The following is an 11,291-nucleotide window of genomic DNA, read 5'->3' on the forward strand; positions in this document are numbered from 1 at the left end:
GGCCCTACCGGCCGCAAACGAACGGGAAAGTCGAACGCTTCAACCGCACCTTGCTGGAGGAATGGGCCTATGCCCAGCCCTACCGCACCGACACCGAACGCCGGGCAGCGCTACCGCGATGGCTGCACATCTACAATCACCACCGCGGACACACCGCGCTCGCAGGCCGCCCACCGGTCAGCCGCGTCCCCAACCTCACAGGGCAGTACACCTAGCGCCGCCTGCGTCGTAGCGGTCCCGGACGGCGTACGCCCGATGTCGACCGGCAGTTCCAGCGAAGGCGCCGAAGGGATCTCAGGACGGCGAAGGCGCGAAGCGACTTCGGCGCACAACGCGGCTTCAGGCGACCCCTCGGCGAAGCTCTGCCATGGCGAGGCGAGGTCCGTCCCCAACGACGAAGCCAGCTCTTCCATCTGCGCGACGGTCAGCAGCGACGAGTGGTTCTGCGGGTGCCCCTGCGTCGGCAGGCCACGGCCCTTGACCGTGTAGCAGAAGATCACCGTCGGCCGGCTGTCCGAAATGGACGCGAAGGCGTCGTCTAGCGAGCCGAGGTCGTGGCCGCCGAGGTTGCGGATCGCGGCGAGCAGCGTCTCGTCGTCGAGCGACGCCACCAGCTCGCCCAACGCGGCGTTCCCGGCCGGCAGCCGGTCACGGACCTGGGCGGCGTCGCACCGCAGCAGGCGCTGGTACTCGGGGTTGGGCATCTCGTCGATGCGCGAGCGCAGCTCGGCGCCGCCGGGCCGGGTGAACAGCTCCTCCAGCAGCCGCCCGTACTTGAGCGTCAGGACCTGCCAGCCGGCCGCGTCGAACATGCCCTGCAGCCGTCCGGCCGCGATGTTCGGGACGACGCGGTCGAGCGACTGGCGGTTGAGGTCGACGATCCAGACGATCTCGCCCAGGTCCGCGACGCCCGGGTCGAGGATGGCCTCCCAGATCGCGCCCTCGTCCAGCTCGGCGTCGCCGACCAGCGAGTACTGCCGCCCGGTCCCGGCCGACGAGCCGCGGGCCGTCAGGTAGCGGCGGGCCAGCGCGCCCCAGATCGGGGCCGTCGCGCCGATGCCGACCGAGCCGGTCGAGTAGTCGACGGGGTCGGGGTCCTTGGCGCGGCTCGGGTAGCTCTGCAGCCCGCCGAACTCGCGCAGCGTCGGCAGGTAGGCCTCGTCCAGCTCGCCGAGCAGGTAGTTGATCGCGTGGAGCACGGGCGACGCGTGCGGCTTCACCGAGACGCGGTCCTCGGGGCGCAGGTGCCGGAACCACAGCGACGTCATGATCGAGACCAGCGACGCGCACGACGCCTGGTGCCCGCCCACCTTGAGTCCGGACGGGTTCGGCCGGACGCGGTTGGCCTGGTGCACGATCGCGGTGGCGAGCCACAGGACCCGCTGCTCGATCGCGGTGAGCGCCGGCGCGGTCACGGGGGCATGGGTCATCGTCGACACCTTTCGTGCAGGAAGCACCCCCAAGAACAGCACTGGTGGACGCTTCGCACAACCGATGCCGCCGGGAGTGCGCAGAATGCACGCTCCAGCCGGACGGCTCAGGCCTCCGGGTGCGCAGAATGCACGCGCTCCAGCAGGGGCGTCAGGCGGTACGGGACGAGCTCGCGCATGACGAGCGAGATGTTCGTCCGCTCGACGCCGGGCGAGGCGAGGATGTGCCCGGCGATGCGGTAGAGGTCGTCGGCGTCGACGGCCACCACCTGCACCATCAGGTCGCTCGCCCCGGTCAGTCCGCACACCTCGGTGACCTCGGGAATGGTCGCCAGCGCGTCGGCGATCTCGGCGAGGCGCCGCTGGTCGACCTGCGCGTTGACGAACGCGCGCAGCGGGTAGCCCAGCCGGGCCGGGTCGATGCGGCGCTCGAAGGACCCGAGCACGCCGCGCTGTTCGAGCCGCGCGAGCCGGGCCTGGACCGTGTTGCGGGACAGGCCCAGGCGCTCGGCCAGCGCGACCGCCGTGGACCGGGGGTCCTCGCCGAGGGCCTGGAGCAGGCGCGCGTCGATCTCGTCGATGGTTTCCGGCACGCCGCCGATCTTCCCACCCGGCTGCGGCCGTGAGCGGCGTCACCACAGCAAGGTTGCCATCCGACTGTTTCCGATATATCGTGAACGTGTCGCAACAGTTCGAGAAAGGAACACAGACATGCGTAGGCAACGACACCCCTTCGCCCACGAGCGTGGGCGCGCACCTTTCGGCCCCTTCGGTGGTTTCGGCGAGTTCCCCCCGGGCTTCGGCCCCGGCGGTGGACGCGGTCGCGGCCACGGACCGGGCAGGCGGGGTCACGGCGGACGGCGCAGCCGCCGCGGTGACGTCCGCGCCGCGATCCTGGCGCTGCTCGCCGAGCAGCCCCGGCACGGCTACGAGATCATCCGCGAAATCGGCGAGCGCTCCGGCGGCTTCTGGCGGCCCAGCCCCGGCTCGGTCTACCCGACGCTGCAGCTGCTGGCCGACGAAGGCCTGGTCATCAGCAAGGACGAGCACGGCAAGAAGCTCTTCGAGCTGACCGACGCCGGCCGCACCGCCGCGGAAGAGCAGGACAGCACCCCGCCGTGGGAGCAGATCGCGCAGGACGTCGACCCGACCGAGGTCGGGCTGGCCAAGGCGGGCAAGAACCTCGCCGCGGCCGTCGTGCAGATCATGCGGGCGGGCACCGAGAGCCAGCAGGCCCGCGCGGCCGAGGTCCTCAACGACGCCCGGCGCTCGCTCTACGGCATCCTCGGTGAGGACGAGGACGAGTCCCCGTCGCCCGAGACGGCCGAGTGACCAGGCAGGACGAGGCCGGTGGGCTTCACCCGCGTGTGGACGCGGTAGCCCACCGGCAGCGTCAGGTCCTGCGCACGATTCCCGTTACGCTGCAAGGACTCCGCGACCGCCTGTTCGCCAACCCGCTTGCTGAACTCGATCTTCAGCACCGCGGCGAGGTCGGCGGCGGTCGCGAAACGCCACTCCGTGACGACCCGGCGGCAGCCGAACCCGGCCCGGGCGAAGAACCGCTCCACCGCCGCCGGGTCGTAGTGCGGTAGGTCGGCACGCATCCAGCCGCCGTAGGGCTCGCAGGTCGCGTCGAGGTCGACGATCACCAGCACCCCGCCCGGCCGAAGCACGCGCTCGGCTTCCGCCAGTCCGGGCTCGCAGCCGGGCCCGAAGAAGTAGGCCGTACGCGCGTGGACGACGTCGACGCTCGCGCTGCGGACCGGCAGCCGTTGCGCACGGCCCATCTTCACTTCCACGTTCGACAGCCCGTGCACGCGCTTCAGCGCGCTTCGCACCAGCGGCTCGTGCGGCTCGACCCCGAGCACCGAGCGCGCCTCGCGCGCGAAGTGCGGCAGGTGGAAGCCGTCACCGCAGCCGACGTCCAGCACGTCCCGGCCCGCCCAGTCGCACTCCTCGCGCAGCACGCGCCAGATCTCGCCACCCCTGTCCTGCGCCCGGTTCTCCAGCTCGTATTCGGCCTGGTAGTACCAGATGTTCGGGCTCGGCACGACCTCCGCGCGCCGGGACGACCACCGCACCGCTGCTCCTTCCGGGGCCGACATCGCCGCCGGTGATTTTCCGGCGGCCGTTTCTTGGCGGAAAACTTACGGATCACGCCTAGAATTCGGTGGGTTCGGAGGAGGAGCACACATGGCGATCGGCCCGTCCAGTACCCCGTCCCCGGTCCCGGCCGGAATTCCGTGCTGGATCGAGCTGGCCTGCCGCGAGCAGGCCGTGGCGGAAAGATTCTACGGGGCGCTCTTCGGCTGGACCTACACCACTCAACGGGACCCGGCGACGTCCGACGGGCGGTACGCGATCGCGACGCTCAACGACCTCCCGGTCGGCGGGCTCTACCGCGCCGCCCACGGCGCGCCGGTGGGCTGGATGCCGCACCTGTCCGTGCCGCACACCGCGAGCGCGGCCGAATGGGTGGAGCACCTCGGCGGACGGCTGACGCTCGGCCCGATGCCGATCCCGCGGCGCGGCACGATCCTGCACGCCTTCGACGCGTGCGGCGCGCCGGTGGTCTTCTGGGAGGTGCCGCCGGACTGGGAGTTCGTCACCGGGATCCCCAACACCTTCAGCGGCGCGGACCTCAACACCCACGACGGCGCGGCCGCGGATCACTTCTACACCAAGCTCTTCACCTACTCGAGCCACCAGATCGGCGACGGCGAGTCCCTGAACTACGTCGAATGGCTGATCGAGCACGAGCCGGTGCTCTACCGGTACGTGATGGGGTCGGAGTACAGCATCGACACCCCGCCGCACTGGCTCGTCTACTTCGACATCGATCCTGCCCGCGGCGTCGACGCGGTCGCCGGCGAGTCGCTCATGAACGGCGGCGCGGTCGTGATCCAGCCCTACGACACACCGTTCGGCCGGATGGCGATCCTCGCCGACCCCGAGGGCTTCGTCTTCGCGGTGATCGACCACTCGCGCGTCTCCGAAGACTGGGGACGCGCCGAGGTCGACGACCCCTACGACGACTGACGCTCGGCGAACGCCAGCCCCGCGACGAGCGCGTACCCGGCCGCCACCAGCCACATCCCGGCGGCCGGGAGCAGCCCGCCGACGAGCGCGACCCCGATCGCCCCGCCGGTCTGGCGGGACGCGTTGAGCACGCCGGCGGCGAGCCCGGCCTTGCCCGGCAAGGCGTTCATCGCCAGCGCCGTCATCGCGGGCATCGCCAGCGAAACGCAGCCGAAGACGACCGAGACCACCAGGAACGGCACGAGCGCGCGATCCGCCGGCAGCAGCGCGAAACCCACCGAGCCGGCGAGCCCGGCGAGCGCGCCCGCGACCATCGGCACGCGCGGGCCGAACCGCCCGGTGAGCCGTCCGCTGAAGAACGCGTTGAGCCCGACCGCCATCGTGAGCGGCACCAGCGCGAGCCCGGCGGCGAGCGCGCCGAGCGACCACTCGCGCTGCAGGTACAGCGCCAGGCAGAACAGCGTGCCGTAGAGGCAGAAGTTGAACAGGCCGCCGATCCCGGTCGCCACCGCGAAGTTCCGGATCTTCAGGATCCCCAGCGGGAGCACGGGATCCGGCACCCGCTTCTCGGCGACCACGAACGCCACCCCGGTCACCACGCCCCCGGCGAGCAGGGCGAGCGTCGGTGGCGCGAACCAGCCCGCGTGCCCGGATTCGATGAACCCGGCGACGAACGCGGCCAGCGACGCCGTGCCGGTCAGCTGCCCGGCCAGGTCCAGGCGGGTCGACTCGTGGCGCGGCGGGTGCCCGACCGCCCGGCGCGTCAGCACGATGGCGACGATCCCGACCGGGACGTTGACCGCGAAGACGAGCCGCCAGTCGGCGAGGCCGACCGCGAGCCCGCCGAGCATCGGCCCGGCTGCGAGCCCGACACCGCTCATGCCGCCCCAGACGCCGAGCGCGCGGGCCCGCTCCCGCGCGTCCGGGAACTGGTGCACGATCAGGGAAAGCGACGACGGCAGCAGCGCGGCGGCCCCGGCGCCCTGCACCGCCCGCGCGGCGATCAGCCAGGTGGTGTCCCCGGCGAGCGCACAGGCGACGGACGCGACGACGAAGACCGCGACACCGGCTTCGAAAACCCGGCGGGCGCCCCACCGGTCGCCGGCGGCGCCCCAGGTGAGCAGGAACGCGGCGAGCGTGACGGTGTAGGCGTCGACGACCCACTGCAGGGCCGCCGTCGACGGCTCGCCGAAGTCGGCGCCGATCGCGGGCAGGGCCAGGTTCACGATGGTCGCGTCGAGCGTGATCATCAGGAAGCCCAGGCAGACGGCGGACAACGCCAGCTTCGCCGGCGCACGGGTTTCGGTGAGCATGCCCCGAGTCAAGCCCGCGGACGCTTCGGTGGTCCACGAACCATCGCCTACCTCTGTTAGGCGAAACCTCCCACCGCAGGTCTACCGTGGTCGCATGGAACTGCGGCAGCTGCGGTACTTCCTCGCGGTCGCGGAGGAACTGCACTTCACGCGGGCCGCCGAGCGCCTGCACATCGCGAGCCCGTCGCTGCCCCAGCAGATCAAGAAGCTGGAACGCGAACTGGGCGCGGCGCTGTTCGTCCGCGACCGGCGGCACGTCGAGCTGACCCGCGCCGGGGCGGCCCTGGTCGGCGACGCGCGCCAGATCCTGGAGCTGGCCGACGCCGCCGCCCGGCGCGTGCGCGGCATCGCGCGGACGAAGCTGCGCCTGGGACACGTGAGCTGGCTGCCGCCGGAGCTGACGCGGCTGCTCGGTGACGTCGTCCGGCTCGACGAATGGGTGCTGCCGTCGCACACGCAGGTGGTCCGCGTCGCCGAAGGGACCCTGGACCTGGCGCTGGCCTGGATCGACGAGCCGCGGCTGACGGAGCTGGGCCTGGCGGCCCACTTGGTGCGCGTCGAGACCCTGCCCGCGGTCCTGCCGGGCGACCACCGCCTCGCGCGGGCCGACGCGGTGCCGGCGTCCGCGCTGTCGGTGCTGGTGGACTCGGACCAGTCGTCGTGGCAGGCGTGGAACGAGTTCGCGCTGGACTACGCGGCGGCGAGCGGTGCGCGCGTCGTCCGGATCGACGACGGCGGCGTCACCGGCCAAGCGTTCTTCGACCACGTCACGCGGCTGCGGGTCCCGGTGCTGCAGTCGCCGAAGCGGCACACTGCACCGTTCCCGCCGAGCCTGGTGCGCCGCCCGGTCGGTACCCCGGCGCGCTGGCCGTGGTCGTTGGTGCACCGGCGCGACGACGATCGCCCGGAGGTCGCCCTGGTCGTCGAGCGAGTGCTCGGCCTGCGGGCGACGATGCGCTGGGACGCCGCCTCAGCCGAGCGGCACGAAGGCCGAGAGCAGCAGCCAGGACACCACGGCTGAAGGCAGCAGGGAGTCGAGGCGGTCCATGATCCCGCCGTGCCCGGGCAGCAGTGTCCCCATGTCCTTGACGCCGAGGTCGCGCTTGATCAGCGACTCGACGAGGTCGCCCAGGGTGGCGGTCAGCACGATCGCGACGCCGAAGAACACGCCCTGCCAGACGTGACCGTCCAGCAGCAGGCTGAGCGTCAGCGCCCCGGCCACGACCCCGCCGACCAGCGAACCGGCGAAGCCTTCCCAGGTCTTCTTCGGGCTGATGGAGGGCGCCATCGGGTGCTTGCCGCCGAGCACACCGGCGATGTAGCCCCCGGTGTCCGAAGCGACGACGCCGATCAGGAAGGTGAGGACACGCCCGACGCCGTCCGACGGCGGCACGAGCATGGCCGCGAACGCGCCGAAGAGCGGCAGGTAGGCGGCGGCGAACGTCGACGCGCTGATGTCGCGCAGGTAGCCCTTCGCGCCGCCGGGCAGGCGCCACAGCAGGCAGGCGAGCACGGTGAGGACGAACGCGGTGAGCGCGCCTTCGCGGCCGAACGGCCAGGCGAGCCAGATCATCGCCTGCCCGCCGACGAGCACCGGGATCATCGCGACCCGGATGTCGGCGACCCGGCGCAGCACCCCGGCGAACTCGAAGGTGCCGACCGCGATCGCGATCGCGATGATCCCGATGAACAGGAAGCGCACGGTGAGCAGGGAAACGATGATCGCGGCCCCGAGCAGCAGCCCGACGCCGATGGCCGCGGGCAGGTTCCGGCCGGCCTTGGAGGCCTTCTTGCCCGCCGGGCTGTCCGCGGCGGGCACCGAAGTAGCCTCGGCAGCCCCGGCGGCCGACAAGCGGTCTGCTTCGCCGGTCCCCGAGGTCTCCGGCACGACCGGCGTCTCCGCCGAAGCCGCACTCGCTCCCGAAGCCGCGGACCTCGCCGCCGCGCCGGATGTGGTCGCCGCGCCCGAGGCGCCCGATCCCGAGGCCGCTGCACCCGATCCCGACGCCGCAGACTGTGCCGCCGCACTCGAACCCGAGGCCGCGGGTCCCGAACCCACCTCTCCCGCCCGCGTGCGGCCGGTGTCGGCGGTTCCCGGGAACTCGGGCGTGGCCGGGGCGTCGGCCGGCTCCGGCGTCCCGGGGGTGCCCGCCGGTTGTTCCCCGGTGGCGTCCACCCGGTCCTCGCGTTCCTCGCTCACCTGTGCCATCAGACCTCGAGCAGCTCGGCTTCCTTGTGCTTGACCAGCTCGTCGACCTTGTGCACGTAGGTGTCGGTCAGGTTCTGCAGTTCCTTCTCCGCCCGCACAACGTCGTCCTCGCCGGCTTCGCCGTCCTTGGCGATGCGGTCCAGCTCGTCCTTGGCCTTGCGGCGGACGCTGCGGATCGAGACACGGGCGTCCTCGCCCTTGCTCTTCGCGACCTTCACCATCTCCTTGCGCCGCTCTTCGGTGAGCTGCGGGATGACGATGCGGATGACCTGGCCGTCGTTGCTCGGGTTGACGCCGAGGTCCGACTCCCGGATCGCCTTCTCGATGGCGCCGAGCTGGCTCTGGTCGTAGGGCTTGATGAGCGCCATGCGGGCTTCGGGCACGTTGACGCTGGCCAGCTGGTTCAGCGGGGTCGGCGAGCCGTAGTACTCGACGACGATCCGCGAGAACATCGTCGAGGAAGCCCGGCCGGTGCGTACCGACGTCAGCTCGTCCTTGGCGACGGACACCGCTTTTTCCATCTTCTCCTCGGCGTCGAGGAGGGTCTCGTCGATCACGGCTACTCCCGTTGTTGTGATGGGTGGCGCTTGCTGATCCCAGCAGGTCTAGGCCGGCACCCCGTCGGCGGGGGTGCTGACCAACGTGCCGATTCTTTCACCACTCACCGCGCGGGCGATGTTCCCCTCGGTGAGCAGGTTGAACACGATGATCGGCATGTTGTTGTCCATGCAGAGGCTGAACGCCGTCGCGTCGGCGACCTTGAGATCCCGCTCCAGCACCTCGCGGTGGGTGATCTCGCGGAACATCTCGGCGGTGGGGTCGCTCTTCGGGTCCGCGGTGTAGACGCCGTCGACGGCCTTCGCCATCAGCACGGCCTCGCAGCCCAGTTCCAGCGCCCGCTGCGCGGCCGCGGTGTCCGTGGAGAAGTACGGCATGCCGACCCCGGCGCCGAAGATCACGACGCGGCCCTTCTCCAGGTGCCGCTCGGCGCGGCGCGGGATGTAGGGCTCGGCGACCTGGCCCATCGTGATGGCGGTCTGCACGCGTGTCGGCAGGCCCTCCTTCTCCAGGAAGTCCTGCAGCGCCAGGCAGTTCATCACCGTGCCCAGCATCGCCATGTAGTCGGCGCGGTCGCGGTCCATGCCGCGCTGGGAGAGCTCGGCGCCGCGGAAGTAGTTGCCGCCCCCGATCACGACCGCGACCTGGACGCCGGTGCGGGCGACGTCGGCGATCTGCTGCGCGACCGAGTGGACGACATCCGGATCGACGCCGATAGAACCACCGCCGAACATTTCGCCGCCCAGTTTCAGCAGCACCCGCCGGTAGCCACCTTCGACCCGGTCACCCATCTATGTCGCCTCCTACGCCCCTCGACCGTTTTTCTGTTCTTCAGATTCGACAGTGCCCCGTCCCCGATGGACGGAGACGGGGCACTGGGTGAAACCTACGCCCGGACCTGGCCTCAGGCCTGGCCGACCTCGAAGCGCGCGAACTTGGTCAGCGTCACGCCGGCCTCGTCCAGGAGCGCCTTCACGGTCTTCTTGTTGTCCTTGACCGACGGCTGCTCGAGCAGGACGTTGTCCTTGTAGTACGCGTTGACCTTGCCCTCGACGATCTTCGGCAGCGCCTGCTCCGGCTTGCCTTCCTCGCGGGCGGTCTGGTCGGCGATGCGGCGCTCGTTCTCGATGATCTCGGCCGGCACCTCGTCGCGGGTCAGGTACTTCGCGCGCAGCGCGGCGACCTGCATGGCGGCACCGCGGGCGGCGTCGACGTCGTCACCGGTGAACTCGACGAGCACGCCGACGGCCGGCGGCAGGTCGGAACCGCGGCGGTGCAGGTAGGTCGCGGTCTGACCCTCGAAGGCCACGACGCGGCGCAGCTCGAGCTTCTCGCCGATGCGGGCCGACAGCTCCTGGACGACCTCGTTGACGGTCTTGCCCTCGAGCTCGGCGCCCTTCAGGGCCTCGACGTCGTTGGTCTTGAGGGTCTTCGCGACCTCGACGATCTTCGCGGCGAGCGCCTGGAAGTCGGCGTTCTTCGCGACGAAGTCGGTCTCGGAGTCCAGCTCGATCAGGACGCCGCCGTCGCCGGTGACCAGGCCCTCGGCGGTGGCGCGCTCGGCGCGCTTGCCGACGTCCTTGGCGCCCTTGATGCGGAGGAACTCGACGGCCTTCTCGAAGTCGCCGTCGTTCTCCTCCAGCGCCTTCTTGCAGTCCATCATGCCGGCGCCGGTCATCTCGCGCAGGCGCTTCACGTCAGCGGCGGTGTAGTTCGCCATTCTGGTAAATCCGTCCTTTGCAGGAAATCTGTGGGTTGCTACGCCGGTGCGGCCGGCCACGAGGGCCGGCCGCACGGACGGTGGGACATCAGGAGGAGGCGGTCGCCTGCTCGGTGGCGGGCTCGGTGGCGGCCTCGGTCGCGGCAGCGGCCTCGGTCGCGTCGGCGGAGGCGGTCTCGGAGCCGGCGAGCAGCTCCTTCTCCCACTCGGCCAGCGGCTCGTCGGTGGCGACGCCCGGCTCCGGCTTGGCGTCGGCCGAAGCACCGTTGCGGCTGGAGCGGGCCATCAGGCCGGCGGCCGCGGCCTCGGCGACGACCTTGGTCAGCAGCGCGGCCGAGCGGATCGCGTCGTCGTTGCCCGGGATCGGGTAGTCGACCTCGTCCGGGTCGCAGTTGGTGTCCAGGATCGCGACGACCGGGATGTTCAGCTTGCGAGCCTCGCCGACGGCGATGTGCTCCTTCTTGGTGTCGACGATCCACACCGCGCTCGGCACCTTCGCCATGTCGCGGATACCGCCGAGGGTCTTCTCCAGCTTTTCCTTCTCACGGGTGAGCGTGAGGATCTCGCGCTTGGTCAGGCCGGCGAAGCCGCCGGTCTGCTCCTGGGCCTCGAGCTCCTTCAGGCGGAGAAGGCGCTTGTGCACGGTCTGGAAGTTGGTCAGCATGCCGCCGAGCCAGCGCTGGTTGACGTAGGGCATGCCCACGCGCGCGGCCTCGTTGGCGATGGCTTCCTGCGCCTGCTTCTTGGTGCCGACGAACATGATCGTGCCACCGTGCGCGACGGTTTCCTTGATGAACTCGAAGGCACGGTCGATGTAGGTCAGCGTCTGCTGCAGGTCGATGATGTAGATGCCGTTGCGCTCGGTGAAGATGTAGCGCTTCATCTTCGGGTTCCACCGGCGGGTCTGGTGCCCGAAGTGCACGCCGCTGTCGAGCAGCTGCTTCATGGTGACGACGGCCATTGCCGGAATCACACCTCTTCTGTGTCGTGCGCGCCCGCGGTAGCTTCCTTGGACGCGCTGC

Annotated in this window: 12 protein-coding genes and 1 pseudogene; 4 read left to right on the top strand and 9 right to left on the bottom strand. The window is 70.9% G+C overall.

The features are described from left to right. Nucleotides 1–215, top strand: a 215-nt coding sequence (locus tag ACYVLJ_RS31790; protein ID WP_460438610.1) for an integrase core domain-containing protein, incomplete at its 5' end; no start/stop codon positions are given. Here ACYVLJ_RS31790 and ACYVLJ_RS31795 read toward each other — a convergent pair. After that, nucleotides 144–1,430 (bottom strand): annotated as a pseudogene (locus tag ACYVLJ_RS31795) (thiamine pyrophosphate-dependent enzyme); the annotation flags it as partial. The gene ACYVLJ_RS31790 and the pseudogene ACYVLJ_RS31795 overlap by 72 nt on opposite strands. Nucleotides 1,431–1,537: 107 nt before the next feature. Next, nucleotides 1,538–2,023 carry an Lrp/AsnC family transcriptional regulator gene (locus tag ACYVLJ_RS31800; protein ID WP_451974606.1) on the bottom strand — a complete coding sequence of 162 codons (486 nt, stop codon included), beginning with the start codon at nucleotides 2,021–2,023 and terminating at the stop codon, nucleotides 1,538–1,540. 118 nt (nucleotides 2,024–2,141) lie between these two features. Between ACYVLJ_RS31800 and ACYVLJ_RS31805 the strand changes: the two genes are divergently transcribed. Then, nucleotides 2,142–2,762: a PadR family transcriptional regulator gene (locus tag ACYVLJ_RS31805; RefSeq protein ID WP_451974608.1), complete on the top strand. Its 621-nt coding sequence runs from the start codon at nucleotides 2,142–2,144 to the stop codon at nucleotides 2,760–2,762. On the opposite strand, the gene ACYVLJ_RS31810 is transcribed toward ACYVLJ_RS31805, so the two are convergent. Then, nucleotides 2,705–3,511 (bottom strand): class I SAM-dependent methyltransferase, encoded by an 807-nt coding sequence (locus ACYVLJ_RS31810; RefSeq protein WP_460441466.1) that lies wholly within the window; start codon nucleotides 3,509–3,511, stop codon nucleotides 2,705–2,707. The two genes, ACYVLJ_RS31805 and ACYVLJ_RS31810, sit on opposite strands and share 58 nt — an antisense overlap. Nucleotides 3,512–3,623: 112 nt before the next feature. Between ACYVLJ_RS31810 and ACYVLJ_RS31815 the strand changes: the two genes are divergently transcribed. Beyond that, on the top strand, nucleotides 3,624–4,469 hold the full coding sequence (locus tag ACYVLJ_RS31815) for a VOC family protein (protein WP_451974612.1): 846 nt from the start codon (nucleotides 3,624–3,626) through the stop codon (nucleotides 4,467–4,469). Here the strand turns inward: ACYVLJ_RS31815 and ACYVLJ_RS31820 are convergent. Further along, nucleotides 4,457–5,782, bottom strand: a complete 1,326-nt coding sequence (locus ACYVLJ_RS31820) for an MFS transporter (protein ID WP_460441467.1) — start codon at nucleotides 5,780–5,782, stop codon at nucleotides 4,457–4,459. The two genes, ACYVLJ_RS31815 and ACYVLJ_RS31820, sit on opposite strands and share 13 nt — an antisense overlap. A gap of 94 nt (nucleotides 5,783–5,876) precedes the next feature. On the opposite strand from ACYVLJ_RS31820, the gene ACYVLJ_RS31825 reads away from it, so the two are divergent. Then, complete coding sequence (locus ACYVLJ_RS31825) at nucleotides 5,877–6,803, top strand: LysR family transcriptional regulator (RefSeq protein WP_460441468.1); 927 nt, start codon at nucleotides 5,877–5,879, stop codon at nucleotides 6,801–6,803. On the opposite strand, the gene ACYVLJ_RS31830 is transcribed toward ACYVLJ_RS31825, so the two are convergent. The 5 genes from ACYVLJ_RS31830 to rpsB all read right to left on the bottom strand — a co-directional run bounded on the left by ACYVLJ_RS31830 (nucleotide 6,753) and on the right by rpsB (nucleotide 11,230). Next, a complete protein-coding gene (locus tag ACYVLJ_RS31830; protein WP_460441616.1) occupies nucleotides 6,753–7,601 on the bottom strand; it encodes a phosphatidate cytidylyltransferase in 849 nt (282 codons plus the stop codon). The two genes, ACYVLJ_RS31825 and ACYVLJ_RS31830, sit on opposite strands and share 51 nt — an antisense overlap. Nucleotides 7,602–7,990: 389 nt before the next feature. Further along, nucleotides 7,991–8,548: a ribosome recycling factor gene (gene frr / locus ACYVLJ_RS31835; protein WP_451974618.1), complete on the bottom strand. Its 558-nt coding sequence runs from the start codon at nucleotides 8,546–8,548 to the stop codon at nucleotides 7,991–7,993. Between the two features lie 48 nt (nucleotides 8,549–8,596). Beyond that, complete coding sequence (gene pyrH, locus ACYVLJ_RS31840) at nucleotides 8,597–9,340, bottom strand: UMP kinase (RefSeq protein WP_072480944.1); 744 nt, start codon at nucleotides 9,338–9,340, stop codon at nucleotides 8,597–8,599. 113 nt (nucleotides 9,341–9,453) lie between these two features. Continuing rightward, nucleotides 9,454–10,269: a translation elongation factor Ts gene (gene tsf, locus ACYVLJ_RS31845; protein ID WP_451974620.1), complete on the bottom strand. Its 816-nt coding sequence runs from the start codon at nucleotides 10,267–10,269 to the stop codon at nucleotides 9,454–9,456. An 88-nt stretch (nucleotides 10,270–10,357) separates the two neighbouring features. Further along, nucleotides 10,358–11,230: a small ribosomal subunit protein uS2 gene (rpsB, locus tag ACYVLJ_RS31850; RefSeq protein ID WP_460441469.1), complete on the bottom strand. Its 873-nt coding sequence runs from the start codon at nucleotides 11,228–11,230 to the stop codon at nucleotides 10,358–10,360. Nucleotides 11,231–11,291: the final 61 nt, after the last annotated feature.

The sequence above is a fragment of the Amycolatopsis stemonae genome (assembly GCF_054781455.1).